We start from the raw sequence: 14,624 nt of genomic DNA, 5'->3' as shown, positions 1-14,624 counted from the left end.
TTTAGACTACTTTCCGTTCTTACGCCCGTCTGAAAATAAATATCAAGGGGAGTAATAAGCATGTCTCCAAAAGTCAAATGCCGTGTAGCCAATTGCATCTACTGGCAAGACGGCGGTTGCCGGGCCGACAGCATTACCGTAGCTGTCCAGGGAACGCCAAATACCTCCAGCGCCCATAACGACCGCGATACCGAATGTGAAACCTTCCAGGCCCGTGCCTGAAAAAGAAATTGGGGAAGATAGCAATAGCCGAACTGTGTATTATAACTTGAACCTTGCTACCGCCTTTTCCAGGTGCCCGGCGGCAGCGGCCAGCTGTTGCGCTGAATGACTGATCTGGTCTACGGCTGCCGTCTGCTCCTGGGTGGAAGCAGAAACCTCCTGGGTACTGGCCGCCATTTCTTCAATACCGGCAGCTATACTTTCTACCCGTCCTTTAACCTGGTGGGAACCCGCATACATTTCATCAGCCTTTACAGCCACATTCTTGATCTTGCTTACCAGGGTCTGGATGGACTGTTCAATGGCCGAAAAAGCCATGCCCGTCCGGCCCACTACTTCAGTGCCCTGGCGGACATCCTTGGAGCCTTCGGCCATACTCTGAACCACCCGCTCCGTCTCACGCTGTATTTCCTGCACCAGGCCGACAATCTCCTTGGTGGCCCCGGCCGCTTGCTCGGCCAGCTTCCGTACCTCATCGGCCACAACCGCAAAACCGCGTCCCTGTTCCCCGGCCCGGGCCGCCTCAATGGCCGCATTCAGGGCCAGGAGGTTGGTCTGCTCGGCAATGCCGGAAATAACACCTACAATCTGGCCAATCTGCTGGGAACGTGACCCAAGCTCCTCTACAGCCCTAGCCAGGCTTTCCATACGCCTGGAGATGGCCTCCATCTGCCGGGTAGCTTCGGCGACAGCCATGGCACCTTCGCTGGCTTTAGCCGCCGCCTGGTCGGAAGCGGCCGCCATTTCCTCGGTGTTGCGGTGCACTTCCTCCACCCTGGCCACCTGGGCATCGGTCACCGCTGCCGTCTCGCCGACCTGCTGGGCCTGGTCTTCGGCCCCCCTGGCCATTTCCTGGGTGGTAGCCGCTACCTGGTGGGCGGCATCCCCAAGTTCCTTGGACATACGGGCTAAGTCCTGGCTGGCCGCAGCCACCTGGCCGGTCATATCCCGCACCTGGCCGATAAGCTGGCGCAGGTTATCGCCCATGGTGTTGAAAGCCGTCGCCAGCTTGCCCACTTCATCGTTGGTTATAACTTGAAGGGGTTCAGCCGTAAGATCACCGGCGGCGATCCGGGTGGCGTAGACAGCCAACTGGCCCAGGGATCTGCCAACCATGCGGCTGAAAAGCCATGCTACCAGCAGGCCCAGTAATAGGGCTGCCAGCAACCCGCTAAGTAGCATTGCCCGGGCCCGCGTGACAGTCGCAATTAACTGCTTCTCCGCAAGGGCGTTCTTCTCGCTCATGCTGTTGGATAGATGGCTGCCAATATTATTGATATTATCCAGGGATGCCCCCATCTGGAAGCTCAAAATGGGCAGGGCCGCCGTACGTTCTTCCCGGCTGGTATTCAAGATAACTTCTTTAAAAGTTTCGGTAAAACTATTGCAGGCCAGATTCATGGCGGCAAGATACCCGGCCGCCTGGCTGTCGAGTTGGTGTTGTTCCAGCCGGGCGCGGGCGTCGTCGAAACGTTTCATGGCGTCGTCAAAGGCCGCCACCTCGGTCTCAGTACCAAATATTATGTAATCGGTGGCCCGGCGGTAAGCATCCCGGACAGCGCCGGTCATCTCGTTAAAGAGCAAATTCTGCTCGTGGGCCAGGGTTACTTCCCGGGATATCCTGTCTACTTCCTGGAGACTGAAGTTGACATAGGCCACTACGACAACAAAAATCAAAATGATCAGGATAAAGCCGGCCGTTAATTTGGCTCCCAACCGCCAGCGGCTGAAAAAACCCGCCCGCTTTTTTCCCGGCCGGGACGTCATGGGCGCACCCTGCGCTACCCGGCCCTTCTTTTTAAATAAGTGCAAGCGCATAAATAGCAACTCCCTCCTCGGGTTGTTTATAAATAATAAAAGCTACCCCCTGGGTAGCCCCGTTCCACCCGCGGCAACTGGCTGTCCTGGCCCTTAACCGGGCTTTAGACCCTGTAGCTTTGCGTCCCTGCCTTTCAGCAGGTTTGCCTTTTCGGGGAATTTTTACTATTTTCGCCTTAATTATACCGCAGGTGGTCTTTATTATGCAAGATATACCAATTAAGAAGTTATTTTTCTACCAGGATTTCCACACCAGCCCCTGCACCCGTTTTTTCGTCCCCGGCTATCAGCCCGGATATAGTTACCAGTTCATAGCCTTTTTCCTGTAGCCCTTTAATCAGAAGGGGCAGGGCCGCCAGGGTGCCGGGATGGCCCTCGTGAAGGAGGATTATACTGCCGTCCCGGACGTTAGCTAGGACGTGACGAACTATGACCCCCGGGCCGGGATTGGACCAGTCGCGGGGATCAACGCTCCAGGTGACTGCCGGCGTGCCCAGCCCGGCTGCTGCCGCCAGCAATTCCGCTCCCATGGCGCCGTAAGGGGGACGGAAATATTTAACCTGCTGTTCACTTATTTTCTCGAGGACGGCCGCCGCCTGCCGGAGATCGGTCTCAGCTTCAGCACGGGTCACCTTTCCCAGGTTGGCATGGCGCCAGGAATGGCTGGCTATTTCATGACCGCCCTCCATAACCGCTCTCACTAATTCCGGATAAGTTTCAGCCTGCCGTCCGACCATAAAAAAGGTGGCCCGGGTTCCCGTGGCGGCCAGAACGGCTAAATAGCGCTCCGTCCACTGGGGAAAGGGGCCGTCATCAAAGGTCAGGGCCACCCGGCGACCGGCCTCCGGTACCTGACGCAGGGGCTTAGGAAAGGTCTTGGTTTCCGGCTGCGGTTCCGGAGCAGGCGGTGACGGTTTTTCAGCAGCGACCGGTTCCGGCGGAGGCGAAGTTCCCGGCGTTACAAGATTCGACCCCGGCGAGGAAAGGGGCAATCCCGGCTCGCCCACATCCAGTTGGCCAGGACCGGATACAGAGGGCAAAACCGGGACCAGACCATTAACCCCTGGCTGCTGCCGGCCTGCACCGCCGATAGTGGCAATAACCAGCATTAAAGCGCTTATTGTTACCAGGTACCCCAGCCGCAGGATCAAATCCGGCCTGGCCGCCCGCGAGTATCTGCTGATCCTGGCCACCCAGGACCAGTGCCCTGCCACAAATTTACCTGCCTGGCTCATGTTCCGCTTGGCCCCTCCCGCCCTGTTTCTTCGACAAACTCTACCTGTATTTAATTAGACGTTTTTCAGTGCCGTTAGTTCCATAAATATGCTGTAAATAGGTCCGGCATTACGTTGCCATAATATGTTAGAATAGTCACCAGGGCTTGAGGGGGGAGTATTTCATGGCGGTAGTACCGCTGGATATAAGCCAGGGCCTGCTGCAAGCTACCCGTACCGGCAATGGCTTCCACATCAAGCCAGAACCCGGCACCCCGGTTATATACTGCCAGGCGGTAGTCCTGCTCGCTACCATAGTCATCAAGGGATAAATTAATTGGCTGATTTGTCTGTCCGGCCAGGCGCCTGATCTCGGACAGTTTAACCTGGTAGAGGGCCGGATCGCGCCGGCGGTAAAAAAGGAGGGTGCTGTACTCGGCCAGGCTTTCGTCAATCCAGGCGGCATGGATGCTATCATTTCCCACCAGGTTATACCACCACTGGTGGGCGACTTCATGGACAACGGTAGCAGGGCTATAACTTTTGCGGTTACTTAAAACAATAAAACCCGGGTATTCCATCCCGGCCAGGCCGTCCAGGGGGATGAAAGCCAGGTGCAGGTAGCTGTAAGGATAAGGACCGAAGGTGGCCTGGAAAAAATTTATTGCCTCGCCGGCTACATCCAGGGCCGCTACGGCCGGTTCACCACGAGAGGCTACGACCATCCTGACCGCCCCTACCTGGCGGCTAATCAGTTGCCAGTCAGGGGCAGCAGCAAAGGCAAATTCCCTGATAGGATGCTCGCTGTTAAAGGTCCAGACCGTCCAGGTGCCGTAATCCGACCGTCCTGTTTCCCGGGCACTGGCCAGGACCGTGTAACCCGATGGCAGGGTCAGGCGCACCCGGTAATAGCCGGCTCCGGCAAAATAGGGGTCACCGTAGGAGGTACCGGCCATTCCCGCCCAGGTGTCGCCGCATTGCGGGGCCAGGAGCGGGTACCAGCCGGCCGCCATCAAGGTGTTGCCGCTGCGGCCCAGGCGTGCAGCTGCCGGGGGTACCCTGGTTGTGAAGGAAAGGGACAGGAAAAGGGTTTCCCGGGGAGCAAGGCTTACAGGCAGGGATACTACCAGGGAACTTCCCCGGGAATTAAAAGGCACCGGACGGTTATTTACATATACCTTGCTAACTGTTAATTCCGCTCCATTACCGTAGACGCCATTAGCCGGCAGGTTAAAATGCAATTCCTGCAGGGGAAATGAATAATTGTTCTGGTACGCCAGGAGGAGTTCGCCTGCCAGCCTTTCCCCGGCAGGGTCATAACTGGCCTGGAGGTCATATACAGGATAATAGCGGAAATGAATACTTCCTTTTCCCCGGATAGGGGGAAGGTTTATACCCGTACTTTCCGGCTCAGGCGCAAGTCCCCCATTGCCGGCAGCCGGCCATCCCAGGATTTCCAGGGCCAGGTTCAAGGGTATGTAAAACTTGTCGCCAACAATTACCGGGGCCACCTCCAGGCGCCGCGGTATTCCGTCCACCTCGGCTGCCAGGCTGCCGGCGGTTACGGTAGCTCCCTTACTTCCCCGTAAAATACCCCTGTTTTTATACCAGTCGGCACTGCCGCCGGCCAGGGGTAAAAAGTCCTCTGCCGATACCAGTATATGTCCCCCTGCTTCAAGGGGGGGCGGGTCCATGACTATCTCTTTAAAGGTGACTCTCTCAATGGTGACCTCCGGCAGGTGCTGGGTTGACCCCGATGATACAACCTGGCCGGAAAAAAGAATGACGCCCAGCAGGCCAATAATGACACCGGTAATTATTTTTTTGAGCATCACTCCACCGCCTTGCCCTTAATTTCGACAACATCTTCATTTCTCCTGCCAGGATACAGGTAAAAAGGCCAAGCGCCTGCCCTGGCGGCGCAAACAGGGGTGAAAATAAACCCCGGGAAAAAACTTTCCCGGGGTTAAACTTTAAGGACCACGCCGGATGTTGGCTATAGTATCTTAATACTGCGCCGGCTTCTCTCCAAGGACCACATTGATATCCAGGAGCTGGCCGCGGCGGTAAATGTGGAGCTTTACCTGCTGGCCGATTTTCATAGCCTGAATCTTATTTATCAGATCGCTGGCATCTTTTATGTTCTGGCCATCTATCTGCAGGATCACATCATATTTTTGAATACCGGACCTTGCCGCCGGGCTGCCGGCCACTATCTCACCTACCAGGGCCCCTTCGGGGCTCTCAAGGCCCAGCATTTCGGCCACATCTGGTGTGACCGATGCCAGGGCTACTCCCAGCCACGGCCGGGCAATTTTACCTTTGGTCATCAGGTCGTTCAAAACTGGTAGCACCGTGCTGCTGGGGATGGCAAAACCGATCCCCTGGGCGCTGGCGTTAACGGCGGTATTAATACCGATTACTTCGCCCTTGAGGTTCAACAGGGGGCCGCCGCTGTTGCCGGGGTTAATGGAAGCATCGGTCTGCAACAGGTTTTCATAATGACGGTCCTCAACGTCTATGGGCCGGCCCTTGGCACTGATGACGCCCACCGTTACCGTGTGGTCCAGGCCGTCCGGGTTGCCGATGGCAATAGCCCACTCACCGACGCGCACCTTGCTGGCATCACCGAGGGTCAAGTAGGGTAATGGTTTGCCGGCATCAATTTTCAGGACTGCCAGGTCCAGGGTGGCATCAGCACCCACTACCCTGGCGTTAAAGGGCTTATCATAACCGACAACGGTAACTTTAACCTGCTTCGCCCCATCAATTACATGCTGGTTGGTCAGGATGTAGCCGTCCTGGGAAATTATGAACCCCGACCCCAACCCCCGCTGTTCCTGGGGACCAAGATCAAACTGGTCGCCAAAAAATTGCCGGAAAAAGGGGTCGTTAAAGGGGCTGACCACCCGCGTCTGCGTAATCGTATCAATCCGTACCACTGCCGGACCGGCTTTTTCTACAATATCAGCAATGGCCTCCGGACCCAGACCCACCGGGATACTGGCGGTTACCGTTTCAGCGGCAGCCACCGCGTGCTGGTAAGAAGGTTGCGCAGTCCCGGCTGTCACCCCGGTGATCTGATAAAAACCTACCGTGGCCGCCACCCCGGCCAGGAAAATTAGCAAAACCGCCAGGACGGTAATTCTGGCTCTTCCTGAACGCTGCCACATTTTTTCATACCTCCTTCTTGGCTTCCTGAAGTAATTATAAAAAAGAAATTTAAAAAAAAGTTTAAGACAAGCTAAGAAAAACTTAAGAAAATTAATTTGCCATCCCGTTCTTTCAGGAGCGAAACCAATAAATGCCTTCTGCTGGTAAAAGCCTTTATCAACCAGCATTATATAGCCGTACCCCTGCCATTGCAACTGGTAAAACCCTCTGATATACTTTTAGCGGGAGTAACACTGCAACTCAGAAAGGGTGTGGGAGCAAGATGAAAAAATGGCAAATAATACTTTTCCTGGCCGGATGGCTAATCCTGGGAATTGCAGTGACTGCTATTAACAATTTGGGCGCCGCAGAACACGGACCCGCAACTACAGCTGCTGAAACCGTACATTAATTATTAGCGCCGGTGCCAGGCGCTTTTTAACTTAAGGAGGAAGTTTTCCTTGATCGCCGAAGCCATTTTCACCGGCACAGAAATGCTCCTGGGCCAGATTGTTAATACCAATGCCGCCTATTTGGGCCGGCAGCTGGCCGCGGCCGGCATTAACCTTTACCGCCAGGTGGTAGTCGGCGACAACCTGGAACGCATCCGCGAGGCTATCAATAACGCCCGCCGGCGGGCCGACCTTATTATCGTTGGCGGTGGGCTGGGGCCAACCGAAGACGACCTCTCCCGGGAAGCCCTGGCCGCAGCCTTGAATTTACCCCTGGTGGAGGATGCGGCCGCCAGGGAAAACGTCACCCGGTATTTTGCCGCCCGCCGGCGACCCATGCCGCCCGGTAACCTGAAGCAGGCCCTGCTACCGGCCGGAGCCCGGGCCCTGGACAATCCCTATGGCACGGCAGCAGGTATTTTTCTGGAACATGAGGAAAAAATCTATGCACTATTACCCGGGCCGCCGCGGGAATTTGAACCCATGGTGGTTGACCGGCTCCTGCCCCTGCTGGAATCATACGGTGCCCGGCGGGAGGTTATCTTCTCCCGGGTACTGAAAATTGCCGGGATGGGAGAATCGGCAGTGGAAGAAGTCCTGAAAGACCTGCTCCACGGCGACAACCCCACCCTGGCACCCCTGGCTAAACCCGGTGAGGTAACCTTGCGCCTTACGGCCCGCGCCGGCAATCCGGAGCAGGCCCGGGAATTAATAATGCCCCTAGAGGCGGCCATCCGGGAACGCCTGGGTGATTATATTTTTGGCAGCGATGCCGACACCCTGGAAGGGGTCACCGGCACCATTCTTGCCGGGCGGCACCTGACCCTGGCCGTAGCGGAATCCTGTACCGGCGGCCTGCTGGCCCACCGGGTTACCAATGTCCCCGGCAGTTCCGATTATTTCCTGGGCGGTATGGTTACTTACAGCAATGAGGCTAAAATAAAGCTCCTGGGAGTAGCGGAGGAAATCCTAGCCGCTCACGGTGCCGTCAGCCCTGAAGTTGCCGCCGCCATGGCCCGTGGCGTGCGCCGGGCTTTTGCCGCCGATATAGGTGTCGGCATTACCGGTATTGCCGGCCCCGGCGGCAGTACGCCGGCCAAACCCGTAGGTCTGGTTTATATAGGGCTTGATATCCAGGGTAAGGTAGAGGTACAGCGGGAGCTTTTTGTGGGCGAGCGGGAAAACATCAAGTGGCAGTCTGCCCAGACCGCCCTGTACCTGCTCTGGCGGGGTTTAAGAAGTAACCCGTACAATTAACATCCGGTTTTCCTGTGCCGCTCAGGCAGCCTGATCGGCGAGCAAAGGCCGCCACGGGAACCAGCGCTTTTTACCAATCAGGTTACCTGGTCGTACCCGGCAATCAATAATGAAGAACCGTATAGTAGAAACGGTAAACACGCCGGGATATTTAAGTAAAAAAGCGAAGCGGTTTTTTATTATCCTCAGCGGGTAAAAATATGATTCCCAATCCTGGTGATCTGGGGCCGCGTCCAGATCCAGGCACTGGTGGCCGTTTCCGGATTAAAGAAAAAAAGGGCGCCGTTGCTGGGATCCCAGTCGTTTAAAGCGTCCTGGGCGGCCGCATAATCCCGGGCGCGAACCTGTACCTCCCAGTAACGGCCGTTGGCCACACATTCAAAGGCCCAGGGCTCAAAGATAATATCAGGGATTGTATTGGGAAAGGACGGGTGCCTCAGGCGGTTTAACACCACGGCCACTACGGCCACCTGCCCGGCGTAGGGTTCATCCTCGGCTTCTGCCGCCACCAGGCGGGCCAGGAGATTGGTATCGTCTGTCCTCACGCCGGCAGGCAGGGGCCGGGCCGCCGGCGGTGGAAGAGCCCCCATCCCCGCGGAGTATATACCCGGAATTAAAATTGTGAGAAGCAGCAAGCCCAGTAACAGGCGGGACTGCCAGCCCCTCGGCAGGTACAATGGCTTGAGGTGCTGCCAGGTGCGTTGCATTTCGCGCCGGGTGGCCTGCCAGGTTGAATGTGTCCATTCCCCTGCAGCCCTTATAACCGGGCGGGTCTTATTTTTTAAACTTTCCCCGGCTTCCAGCAGCCGGGTAACCATAACCTCCTTCAACCGCTGCCCTTTTTCTTGCAAGTGCTGGCTCCACCTGAATTGCCAGGCCATTTCCCTACCCTTCCTTACCGGGATTTAAGTATAGTTTGGCAAGAAAGGGCTATTTTTAATATTAAAGAGTTCGCGGACATCTTTGGGAATTACTATCTGATATTTGCTAGATACTTTAACCTCCATGTCGATGCCTCCAGTAATATGATCGATGCTTTCATCGTATTACATTTTATATTTGAGGTCAATTACCTGTTCTTTAACAGTGCTTGCATTTTTTTCCATGCCAAAATGGGTATGGCAATCTTTAACCGGACCTCGCGGCCGTAGTCCGCAGCTACCACATTACCCCCGTGGCTGTGAACCAGGTAAAGCAGGCGGTCCAGTTCAGCGTAGCTACAGGTTAAATCTAGCTCGCGGGTAACGACCCGCCGGATGCTCCCTGCTTCTTCCAGGACGCGGCGGGCTGCCTGGCCATAGGCCTCAATGAGCCCCCGCACCCCCAGTTTCCTGCCGCCGAAATAACGGGTCACCACCACTGCCGCATTGGTCAGCCCCAGGCTGGTAATGGCACCTAAAATCGGCCGCCCGGCCGTGCCGCTGGGCTCGCCGGCATCGCTGTAATATGTTATTTCTTGCTTCCCTGTCCCCAGCCGGTAGGCAAAACAATTATGCGTCGCCTGGCGGTGCCCGGCCTGGATACGGGCGATAAATTCCCTGGCCGCCGCTTCACTGTCTACTTCGCAGGCATGACCAATGAAACGGGAACGCTCGATTTTAATTTCGACCGTGGCTTCCCGGGCCACAGTAAGGTAGGATGGGCCACTTTCGGCAGATAAGCCGCGCCGATCTTCTTCTTTCTTCATAAGGCAAGCAGCTCCCTAAGCGCCTCTTGCAGGGCATAAAAAAAAGAAGTGCCTGCCACACTGCCCTGGTATTCTTTGAGCCGACGTTTATCCACAGCCCGGAGCTGATCCGGCAGAGCCCTGGTTGCCTTACCGTGAAAAGATATTTCCGGCCGGAAGGTAGCAGGTTTAGCACCGGTAGAAAGTGGTACGATAACTACCGTCGAAAGGTAGTTGAAAGGTTCATCGGAAACCACCACCCCGTAATGCGGTCCTTGCAAGATGTGACCGGTTCCTTCCAGGCTTACCCTGAAAATGTCCCCCGGCCGTGGCACTTCACCAGGCATCAAATTTCACCCCTTTCAGCCTGCGCCATACGCCCTGCATAATCGGCCAGATCGGCTTCGGCAAGGGTAACCAGGTTTTCTCCTTCTGCCAGCCGCTTGCACTCGGCTGCGATTTTTGCGCGCCTTAATTCCCGTACATATTTCTCAACTGCCCTGCGCACAAAATCGCTTAAGGTCGGAAACTCTTCCGGGTCCCGTACTGCTTCAATAGCTTTGAGCAGCTCTGCCGGCATCCTAACTGTCGTACGCAATTGCTCCATGTTATCGCCTCCTTTTTGTCTGTCCCCACTTTCATTCTAACATTTTACCTGTCAAGATCAAGGGTAATAAAAATCCCCACTGTTTGGAAAAAGTCCAACGGTGGGGACATAAAGTCATATCTTCTACCAGCAGGATCAAGCCAATCAGGTTAAACCTGCGGCCGGCTGGCCGCCAGGACCCAGACCTCCGTTTCTGCCGGCAGGTCTTCCGCCCGCAGGTCGATCCGGCCCTCCCCAAAGCGGCGCACATTGGCCCGGCCGGCCGTAAATTCGTCAACCCCGGCAATGGGGAAGCCCTGCATGCCCGGTACTAGGTAATGCATGGGCAGGACTACCCGCGGCTTTAATGCCTCTACCACCTGCCAGGCCTGGGCGGCGTCGATGGTAAAGTGCCCGCCCACCGGGATCATCAAAACATCTAACCGGCCGATTTTCTGCACCTGATCATCATTAAGGATATGTCCCAGGTCGCCCAGGTGCGCCAGGCGGAGATTGCCTGCCTCCAAGACGAAAACGGCGTTTTTACCCCGTTTGGCACCGGCAGCATCATCATGGTATGTAGGTACAGTATAAGCGCGGACATCTTTGAATGTACAATCGATTTGCGCCCAATCTCCATCCGGTGTCAAGCCCCGCCAGACTTCGGGATTACCCTTGATATTGTCCAGGTAATTGTGGTCAAAGTGCTCGTGGGAAATGGTTACCACGTCAGCCGTGACTACCGGCGCCGCCGGGGATACCTGGGGCCCATAGGGGTCGGTCACCAGCCGCACCCCCGCCGGCGTTTCCAGGTAAAAACTCGCATGTCCCAACCAGCGCATTTCACATCGCCTCCTCATGAGGGATTATCTTAAATTATTACCCGCTTTAATCCCCCTGCAACCTTAACCTTATTTTAGCAATTTTTAGCCTCCATGTCTATCAACGCCCTGTATCAAGCCGGCTTTTTATGTTAAAATTTAAAGTGTTCCGCCTCCGGATTTGCTATCTTTACTACAAAAGGGGATTTCCCGTTGGTACATAAAAAAATACCGGCCTTAATCGCGTTCATCATCTTAATCGCCTTAATCGCCGGGGTTGCATTTTATGCGGGAAGGCATTCCGGTTTCACTCCTGCCCGGTTCAGCCGGGGGATGGAACAGGCTGCCGGGGAAAAACCGGCTGCCAGCCCTGGACCTCAACCACCGCCCGGGCCTCTCACCCTGGCGGCAGTGGGCGACGTCATGCTGGCCCGTAAAGTTGACCGGCTCTTGCAGGAGCAAGGGCCGGCCTATCCCCTGGCCAAACTAGGCCCAACCCTCAGGGAGGCCGACCTGACCTTCGGCAACCTGGAATCCCCCCTGGCCACCACCGGCACGCCAGTACCCGGCAAAGGTATCTGGTTCCGCTCCCGGCCGGAAGCCATTCAGGTCCTGAAAGACGGCGGCTTTGACGTCATGAATATTGCCAACAACCACATCCTGGACTACGACACGCCGGCCTTCCTGCAGACCATGGATCTCCTTAAGAAAGCCGGGATAGAATATTTCGGCGGCGGCCGCGACCTGGACCAGGCCCGGCAGCCGGTTGTTGTAGAGGTTAACGGTGTTCGTTTGGGTTTCCTGGGCTACAGCGACATGGCCGATATCTACTGGAGCCACAAATACCCGCGCCGTTTCCGGGCCACCGATACCCAGCCCGGGATCGCACCCCTGGTAGTCGATAATACCTACCTGGTGGAAGATATTCTCCAGGATGTGCAAAAACTGAAACCTGCCGTGGATGTCGTCATCGTATCCCTGCACTGGGGCACCGAATACCAGCGCACCCCGTCTGATGAGCAACGGCAGGTAGCCCGTTGCCTGGCGGAAGGCGGCGTCGATATCATCCTGGGTCACCACCCCCACGTCTTCCAGGGGCTGGAGGTATATAAAGACAGCCTCATAGCCTACAGCCTGGGTAATTTCATCATGGATCAAAACTGGTCGCGGGAGACATGCCAGGGTTTGCTGCTGAAAATAGAGGTGGCAGAGGCAGGCTGGCAGCAGGCGGAGATACTGCCGGTGCAGATTGTGGAAGAGCAACCGCGCCAAGCGGAGGGGAAAGATGCGGTTATAATCCTCAGCGAGGTGCAGGATTTAAGCAAAAAGCTGGGGACAGGGGTGGAGGTGAAAGAAGGGAAGGCCATACTGAACAGGGAGAAATAGACGGGTTCGGTTAACAAGCACTAAAAACCGCAGGTATAAATTTTAACACTCCAGTTAAGGTAAAACCTCAAACCCCATCTGGCGGAAATGATTGTCGAAAGTGAAAGCCTTGCGGCAATTTAATCTCTGCATAACCGCGAAACTAGTACAATCCGTATAGCTAAAATCCTTGTCGGCATACTTTCGTGCTATTTCCCAGGCTATTGCTTCATCCGCTTCCTCTACCCGCACAATTCTAAGGGTTTTGCTTTCCTTTAACGTCTTTCCTATATAAATAGCCGCCGAATGGTTCCGGCAGAAATAAGTGTAAACCTCAGCAAAAACAAAGTTTGTGGTTACAGGAGTAAGCCTGTACTCCCGCAAGTTATCAGGGGTAAAAAAATTCGCAGCTGCCTGGTGATGGGCATCATCTCTATCATAAAGAGCTATCCAGGCTGAAGTATCGATAAATAGGAATTCCTTTTTGCTCACCTGCCGTTGCTGCATGTTACCTGTCCTCATGGCGTTGCCGGTAAATATACCGGTCATGATTTGCCGAGCCGTCGCTACGCCCGGTGGAAATAGTTTTCTGCCCCAGGTGAAAGATAGGATCCTCAGGATCAATCTCTTCCTGTTTGTTTTGTTCCTTAGCTATCAATTGCCGTACTACCTCAGCCATGCTGATGTTATAGCTAGCAGCGCGCTCCTTTAAAAAGTGATACTGGTCTGCATCAAGGTAAAGCTGGGTACGATACTTATACTCCATGCCTATCACCCCACCCATTACAGCATACAGTATGACGGCATTGGTGTCAAGAAGTATTAAGAAGAAGACATTTAATCCCGCAAGGTGATTATTTTTTGCTCTACCTGCTGCTTAAACTGCTCCATATCAGCAATACCAGCAGCTAAAAAATCTTTGATAAGTTCCCATTTTATGTCCAGGTATTGGTGGGCTAAAATATTCCTCGTCCTGGCCTTTTCCGCTAGGGCTATGGCCAGCTCTCGATTAATAATGCCCGCTTCACCGAGCTGGATAAAGGCCTGGCGGTAGGTTTCCGGCACTTCCAGGTTTTCGCCGGCGATAAGAATTTTGGCAATATCCAGGGCGGCGTAGATCAGGTTCTCAATAATCCGCTCCACGTCGCGGCGGCTTTTGCGATCGCTCTGGTACTGAAAATAATCCATTTGCACATAAGCCTTCAAATCCTCTAACTCAGTAGCCAGAAACCTCAGGCGACGAATAATCGAAATTGCCTGTTCATCAGTAATCGGTGCCATTTTTACACCGCCCCCCTGATTTTCATCCGCCAGCGCCACCAGTCAAGTACATATTGCTGGAAATCTTCAGCTTCCCGGGATATATCCAGAAGATATTGGATATAAAAACTTTGATCCCCGATATAAAGACGCTTGCCCTTTAGCGCTGCCCAGGCCATTGAGGGTGTCGCCTCATTTAAGTCCAGTAAATCTACCTTTGTCCCCAGCATATCCTCGAGTTCGTTCCACATCTGATAAATATCCTGCCTGGTATAACCGGGCTCCAGAAATACCCCGATGTCTACATCTGATGCCGCCCCGGCCCGGCCCCTGGCCCGGGAACCAAATAAAAAGGCCAACCGTATATTTTGTCGCTCGTTAAAATAACTTTTTAACTGCTCGTAAATTTTATCATCCATGCCGGTCACCTTAAGTAAAGGGTTGCTCCTGTTCTAAGCATCCCTATTTAACCAGAAATACTTTCACCAATCCATAGAAAAAAGCCGCCTGGCCTATCCAGAAGGCGAATAACCTCCACGTCAGCCGTGTTTCCAGGGCTGAAATTCTGGCCTCAATATCAGCTTTCATTTCTGCCAGCCGGCGTTCTATCCGCTCAGCGACAAATTCCACCGTATCCTCTTTATTATTTTTGGCGCTGGCATTTAAAAGGTTTACCAGTTCCCTGGCACCGTCTTCTCCTAATTTTTGCCGTAAAATCTCCGGGAGCAATACAATACTCATACAATTTCTCACGCTCCTTTATTTTTAGTTTAGCATAATTTCCAGCTGAATAAAACGTTACATACAAAC

The 14,624-nt window shown here is 54.5% G+C and carries 18 protein-coding genes and 1 riboswitch; of the genes, 3 read left to right on the top strand and 15 right to left on the bottom strand.

Annotated features, from left to right (window positions below):
* Window positions 1-60 precede the first annotated feature (60 nt).
* Window positions 61-222 carry a DUF1540 domain-containing protein gene (locus NWF31_RS08505; protein ID WP_258360082.1) on the top strand — a complete coding sequence of 54 codons (162 nt, stop codon included), beginning with the start codon at window positions 61-63 and terminating at the stop codon, window positions 220-222.
* Window positions 223-261: 39 nt separating this feature from the next.
* On the opposite strand, the gene NWF31_RS08500 is transcribed toward NWF31_RS08505, so the two are convergent.
* From NWF31_RS08500 to NWF31_RS08485, 4 genes are all read right to left on the bottom strand, one after another.
* Window positions 262-2,040 carry a methyl-accepting chemotaxis protein gene (locus NWF31_RS08500; protein WP_258360081.1) on the bottom strand — a complete coding sequence of 593 codons (1,779 nt, stop codon included), beginning with the start codon at window positions 2,038-2,040 and terminating at the stop codon, window positions 262-264.
* A gap of 69 nt (window positions 2,041-2,109) precedes the next feature.
* Window positions 2,110-2,198, bottom strand: a riboswitch (cyclic di-GMP riboswitch).
* A gap of 69 nt (window positions 2,199-2,267) precedes the next feature.
* Entirely contained in the window at window positions 2,268-3,275 is a 1,008-nt protein-coding gene (locus NWF31_RS08495; RefSeq protein WP_258360080.1) for a polysaccharide deacetylase family protein, read from the bottom strand.
* Window positions 3,276-3,349: 74 nt separating this feature from the next.
* Window positions 3,350-5,086, bottom strand: coding sequence for a M1 family aminopeptidase (locus tag NWF31_RS08490; RefSeq protein WP_258360079.1), 1,737 nt, complete (start codon window positions 5,084-5,086; stop codon window positions 3,350-3,352).
* A 174-nt stretch (window positions 5,087-5,260) separates the two neighbouring features.
* A complete protein-coding gene (locus NWF31_RS08485) occupies window positions 5,261-6,427 on the bottom strand; it encodes a trypsin-like peptidase domain-containing protein (RefSeq protein WP_258360078.1) in 1,167 nt (388 codons plus the stop codon).
* A gap of 441 nt (window positions 6,428-6,868) precedes the next feature.
* On the opposite strand from NWF31_RS08485, the gene NWF31_RS08480 reads away from it, so the two are divergent.
* On the top strand, window positions 6,869-8,116 hold the full coding sequence (locus NWF31_RS08480) for a competence/damage-inducible protein A (protein WP_258360077.1): 1,248 nt from the start codon (window positions 6,869-6,871) through the stop codon (window positions 8,114-8,116).
* Between the two features lie 185 nt (window positions 8,117-8,301).
* Here NWF31_RS08480 and NWF31_RS08475 read toward each other — a convergent pair whose 3' ends face one another.
* From NWF31_RS08475 to NWF31_RS08455, 6 genes are all read right to left on the bottom strand, one after another.
* On the bottom strand, window positions 8,302-8,997 hold the full coding sequence (locus NWF31_RS08475; RefSeq protein WP_258360076.1) for a cell wall hydrolase: 696 nt from the start codon (window positions 8,995-8,997) through the stop codon (window positions 8,302-8,304).
* Window positions 8,998-9,021: 24 nt separating this feature from the next.
* Window positions 9,022-9,123, bottom strand: a complete 102-nt coding sequence (locus NWF31_RS14975) for an AbrB/MazE/SpoVT family DNA-binding domain-containing protein (RefSeq protein ID WP_422880266.1) — start codon at window positions 9,121-9,123, stop codon at window positions 9,022-9,024.
* A 62-nt stretch (window positions 9,124-9,185) separates the two neighbouring features.
* Window positions 9,186-9,803 (bottom strand): IMPACT family protein, encoded by a 618-nt coding sequence (locus NWF31_RS08470; protein WP_258360075.1) that lies wholly within the window; start codon window positions 9,801-9,803, stop codon window positions 9,186-9,188.
* Window positions 9,800-10,129: a type II toxin-antitoxin system PemK/MazF family toxin gene (locus NWF31_RS08465; protein WP_258360074.1), complete on the bottom strand. Its 330-nt coding sequence runs from the start codon at window positions 10,127-10,129 to the stop codon at window positions 9,800-9,802. Before NWF31_RS08465 ends, NWF31_RS08470 begins: the two co-directional genes overlap by 4 nt.
* Window positions 10,129-10,389, bottom strand: coding sequence for a ribbon-helix-helix domain-containing protein (locus NWF31_RS08460; RefSeq protein WP_258360073.1), 261 nt, complete (start codon window positions 10,387-10,389; stop codon window positions 10,129-10,131). The genes NWF31_RS08465 and NWF31_RS08460 overlap by 1 nt, the downstream gene beginning before the upstream one ends.
* Window positions 10,390-10,538: 149 nt before the next feature.
* Window positions 10,539-11,210, bottom strand: coding sequence for an MBL fold metallo-hydrolase (locus NWF31_RS08455; RefSeq protein WP_258360072.1), 672 nt, complete (start codon window positions 11,208-11,210; stop codon window positions 10,539-10,541).
* 192 nt (window positions 11,211-11,402) lie between these two features.
* On the opposite strand from NWF31_RS08455, the gene NWF31_RS08450 reads away from it, so the two are divergent.
* Window positions 11,403-12,575 carry a CapA family protein gene (locus tag NWF31_RS08450; protein ID WP_258360071.1) on the top strand — a complete coding sequence of 391 codons (1,173 nt, stop codon included), beginning with the start codon at window positions 11,403-11,405 and terminating at the stop codon, window positions 12,573-12,575.
* Between the two features lie 54 nt (window positions 12,576-12,629).
* Here NWF31_RS08450 and NWF31_RS08445 read toward each other — a convergent pair whose 3' ends face one another.
* The 5 genes from NWF31_RS08445 to NWF31_RS08425 form a co-directional block, all read right to left on the bottom strand.
* Window positions 12,630-13,061 (bottom strand): type II toxin-antitoxin system VapC family toxin, encoded by a 432-nt coding sequence (locus tag NWF31_RS08445; RefSeq protein WP_258360070.1) that lies wholly within the window; start codon window positions 13,059-13,061, stop codon window positions 12,630-12,632.
* A gap of 1 nt (window position 13,062) precedes the next feature.
* Window positions 13,063-13,320, bottom strand: coding sequence for a hypothetical protein (locus tag NWF31_RS08440; protein WP_258360069.1), 258 nt, complete (start codon window positions 13,318-13,320; stop codon window positions 13,063-13,065).
* 71 nt (window positions 13,321-13,391) lie between these two features.
* Window positions 13,392-13,835 (bottom strand): type VII toxin-antitoxin system HepT family RNase toxin, encoded by a 444-nt coding sequence (gene hepT, locus NWF31_RS08435; RefSeq protein ID WP_258360068.1) that lies wholly within the window; start codon window positions 13,833-13,835, stop codon window positions 13,392-13,394.
* A gap of 2 nt (window positions 13,836-13,837) precedes the next feature.
* Complete coding sequence (gene mntA, locus NWF31_RS08430) at window positions 13,838-14,233, bottom strand: type VII toxin-antitoxin system MntA family adenylyltransferase antitoxin (RefSeq protein WP_258360067.1); 396 nt, start codon at window positions 14,231-14,233, stop codon at window positions 13,838-13,840.
* 43 nt (window positions 14,234-14,276) lie between these two features.
* Entirely contained in the window at window positions 14,277-14,555 is a 279-nt protein-coding gene (locus tag NWF31_RS08425; RefSeq protein WP_258360066.1) for an LA_3696 family protein, read from the bottom strand.
* Window positions 14,556-14,624 lie beyond the last annotated feature (69 nt).

The sequence above is a fragment of the Neomoorella sulfitireducens genome (genome assembly GCF_024733845.1).
Lineage (GTDB): Bacteria > Bacillota > DSM-521 > Neomoorellales > Neomoorellaceae > Neomoorella > Neomoorella sulfitireducens.
Note: the sequence above shows the minus strand (reverse complement) of the source record. Positions and strands in the feature narration are given on the sequence as shown.

Coding starts and splice junctions, on each gene's coding strand:
- NWF31_RS08425 (WP_258360066.1), bottom strand. CDS start 14,555: ATGAGTATTGTATTGCTCCCGGAGATTTTACGGCAAAAATTAGGAGAA.
- NWF31_RS08445 (WP_258360070.1), bottom strand. CDS start 13,061: ATGCAGCAACGGCAGGTGAGCAAAAAGGAATTCCTATTTATCGATACT.
- NWF31_RS14975 (WP_422880266.1), bottom strand. CDS start 9,123: ATGGAGGTTAAAGTATCTAGCAAATATCAGATAGTAATTCCCAAAGAT.
- NWF31_RS08440 (WP_258360069.1), bottom strand. CDS start 13,320: ATGGAGTATAAGTATCGTACCCAGCTTTACCTTGATGCAGACCAGTAT.
- hepT (WP_258360068.1), bottom strand. CDS start 13,835: ATGGCACCGATTACTGATGAACAGGCAATTTCGATTATTCGTCGCCTG.
- NWF31_RS08475 (WP_258360076.1), bottom strand. CDS start 8,997: ATGGCCTGGCAATTCAGGTGGAGCCAGCACTTGCAAGAAAAAGGGCAG.
- NWF31_RS08495 (WP_258360080.1), bottom strand. CDS start 3,275: ATGAGCCAGGCAGGTAAATTTGTGGCAGGGCACTGGTCCTGGGTGGCC.
- mntA (WP_258360067.1), bottom strand. CDS start 14,233: ATGGATGATAAAATTTACGAGCAGTTAAAAAGTTATTTTAACGAGCGA.
- NWF31_RS08485 (WP_258360078.1), bottom strand. CDS start 6,427: ATGTGGCAGCGTTCAGGAAGAGCCAGAATTACCGTCCTGGCGGTTTTG.
- NWF31_RS08490 (WP_258360079.1), bottom strand. CDS start 5,086: ATGCTCAAAAAAATAATTACCGGTGTCATTATTGGCCTGCTGGGCGTC.
- NWF31_RS08505 (WP_258360082.1), top strand. CDS start 61: ATGTCTCCAAAAGTCAAATGCCGTGTAGCCAATTGCATCTACTGGCAA.
- NWF31_RS08465 (WP_258360074.1), bottom strand. CDS start 10,129: ATGCCTGGTGAAGTGCCACGGCCGGGGGACATTTTCAGGGTAAGCCTG.
- NWF31_RS08500 (WP_258360081.1), bottom strand. CDS start 2,040: ATGCGCTTGCACTTATTTAAAAAGAAGGGCCGGGTAGCGCAGGGTGCG.
- NWF31_RS08455 (WP_258360072.1), bottom strand. CDS start 11,210: ATGCGCTGGTTGGGACATGCGAGTTTTTACCTGGAAACGCCGGCGGGG.
- NWF31_RS08460 (WP_258360073.1), bottom strand. CDS start 10,389: ATGGAGCAATTGCGTACGACAGTTAGGATGCCGGCAGAGCTGCTCAAA.
- NWF31_RS08470 (WP_258360075.1), bottom strand. CDS start 9,803: ATGAAGAAAGAAGAAGATCGGCGCGGCTTATCTGCCGAAAGTGGCCCA.